Origin of the sequence: Pantoea eucrina, from assembly GCF_002095385.1 — a bacterium.
Lineage (GTDB): Bacteria > Pseudomonadota > Gammaproteobacteria > Enterobacterales > Enterobacteriaceae > Pantoea > Pantoea eucrina.
In genome coordinates this window covers 1-2,487 of the sequence record NZ_MIPP01000085.1, presented here as the reverse complement: position 1 = coordinate 2,487, position 2,487 = coordinate 1, and the positions used below count along the sequence as shown (strand labels likewise).

Genomic DNA, 2,487 nt, shown 5'->3' with positions numbered 1-2,487 from the left:
CAGGAGAAATCGGCAACCAGGCGGCGGACATCGCGCGCACGGAGGGGCAGATAGCGGGCGAGAGAGCGAAGAGGGATCCGGCCGCGCTTCAGGCCGCGAAGGCAGCGCTGGCCGGCAAGGGCAACCTGACCCCCGCAGCCGGGGAGATAGCGGAACAGGCTTATAAAACCGCCGCGGCGCCTTTCGGCACGGGCAGCGCCCTTCAGCAGGGTATTCAGGCGGCGACGGCTGCGGTGCAGGGCCTGGCGGGGGGCAGCCTGACGCAGGCGGTAACTGGCGTGGCGGCACCGTACCTGGCAGAGCAGATACACAGGCTGACGGAAGGCAATCCGGAAGCGAATCTGATGGCACATGCTGTTGTGGGCGCAGTGGTTGCGCAGGCATCAGGTAACTCAGCCCTGGCCGGTGCAGCAGGTGCAGCGAGCGCATCCGCTGCAACTTCCGTGATAGCGAAAAAGCTCTATGGCACTGATGACTACAGCAGGCTGGACGAAACGCAGAAACAGACCATATCCGCCCTTAGCACACTGGCAGGCGGACTGGCCGGAGGACTCACCGGAGACAGCGTAGCTTCGGTCGTGTCTGGCGCACAGGCCGGGAAAAACACATCTGAAAACAATGATATGTTCAGCCTGCCGAAAGGAATGACTGATTATGGGCAGTCAGCCTCAACGCTAGGAACCTCACTGGCAAACAGCGGAGTTAAAGCAGAAGAGATTAACGCTGCGCTGAGTAAAAATGCGCAGGGTGATTTGCCGGAAGGCGCAAATATCACCAAAGTTATTGTGGATGGCTACATGGACGGTGTGCTGATAGCGGGAGCGGCGTATATTGGCCCGGCGGCATCGGCTGGCAAGATTATAGGCGGTGCAGTAATCGCGGAAATAGCGAACGGTACATATCAGTGGTTCGATATAAACAATGATAAGAATAAGATGTTACCTGAAAATAAGCAAAAAGCCTGGGATTACCGGGGCAGTGCCTCAGCGGCTGTTACTGGTGGTCTGGCACCGGGGCGGGGTATATGGGCAAATGCTGGTATCACAGCGGGTGGAACCCTGTTTACTGATGGGCCTGATAAAGGTGCTTTAACTGGTGCGGGCGCTGGCTGGGCATTTGGTTCAGCAGTTAGCCTTGTTGCGCCACCTTTATTTAACCCTGTTTTGGGCTCCGGTTCAGCTCCTGTTGGAGATATCATCGGTTCGATAGGGGGCGAATTTATTAGTAACGCTGTAAAGGATGAAATAAATGAAGAGAAAAAATAGTCCCACCATAGCTTTGTTGTTTCTGAGTGTTGCATATATGGTTTTCTGCTGCTTAATATTTTTTTCTCTAGCATTGATAACTGTAAAACTTATCGTTAGCCACAACGTGCATATTGAACAGTCAGATATTAAAAAAATTTTGGTTGCCAGCACAATAGCAGGAACAGCGGCGGCCCTAAGATCATGGGTTTTCGCCAAAATTGACGAACGTAAAGCCCGAAAATCTCCCCCATCAGATTCCTGATAAACAGCGGCCCCGGCCTAATCAGGCCGGGATATTTTGACCAGCCGAGCATTATTTAGCCAACCCGATAATCAACTGCCATGCCGCCGGAATCAGCTCTGTTGCCGTAGCGGCGGGCAGAGTTCGGGAATAATATAAAAGATGCTGCACGGAAAACTATGAAGTAATATCAAGGGTAAAGCATCTATCAAGCTCAAAATAAAAATGGTAAGGCGATAAAGAAAGGTGACCAATTATACCTTGATGCTAAATATAATTATTATCTGTAAATTCTTGATGAAAAGGTAATTTTAAGGCTGCTCTTAACCTGTAAGGTTCGGTGAGTTTTTATAAAAATAAAGCTGGATAAGGGAGGTGGCTGGAAATTGATTAAATTAAAGAAGCATTGTCTGATGCGGCAAGATTTTTTAGTATTCGGGAAGGCGAGATTTCTATTGATTATTCATTATGTCTGAATGAAGAATTACATAGTGAACTAGAAAAGCTAGCAAAAGTATTGTTGGCGCTCAAAAAGCATTAGATAATAAAGATATGATTGCCGTCCAGGTTGTAATGATTATATCTAGAGTTCATTCAATAAATTTATTTAATTTTTCCAATGGCATATATGGTGATATTGAAATGATTGGCTGGAATGAAAGTTATAGCTGGCCAGAAATTCCAAAGGGCTATCAAGTACCTGGACATTATAATTATCCTAAGAAATGATCTTAAATCTCAGCCAACCGGCTGGGATTTAAGTGTTATCGGTCAGTTATCCTTCAGTCGCCAGTTGGATGATCAGCTGTCCCGGCCCGGTTAACACTTCAATCTTCTGTCCGGTCATAAATCCCAGCGCTTCCAGCCAGCGGCCCTTAATGGTGAGCTGGGGTAGAGGGTTTGGCTGGCCTTTATTGGGCCGGTATCCGACTTTGTAATAATGCGCGGCGGTTGTGGGCGTGCGGTTCTCTGGCTTATCCGGGCGGACTATAAGGTGGA

2 protein-coding genes are annotated in these 2,487 nt (G+C 49.0%); one reads left to right on the top strand and one right to left on the bottom strand.

All coding sequences use genetic code 11. The features are described 5' to 3' along the window. Positions 1-1,265, top strand: a 1,265-nt coding sequence (locus HA43_RS18430) for a VENN motif pre-toxin domain-containing protein (protein WP_094112323.1), incomplete at its 5' end; no start/stop codon positions are given. Between the two features lie 998 nt (positions 1,266-2,263). Here HA43_RS18430 and HA43_RS18420 read toward each other — a convergent pair. After that, entirely contained in the window at positions 2,264-2,479 is a 216-nt protein-coding gene (locus HA43_RS18420; RefSeq protein ID WP_094112324.1) for a SymE family type I addiction module toxin, read from the bottom strand. Between the last annotated feature and the right edge of the window lie 8 nt (positions 2,480-2,487).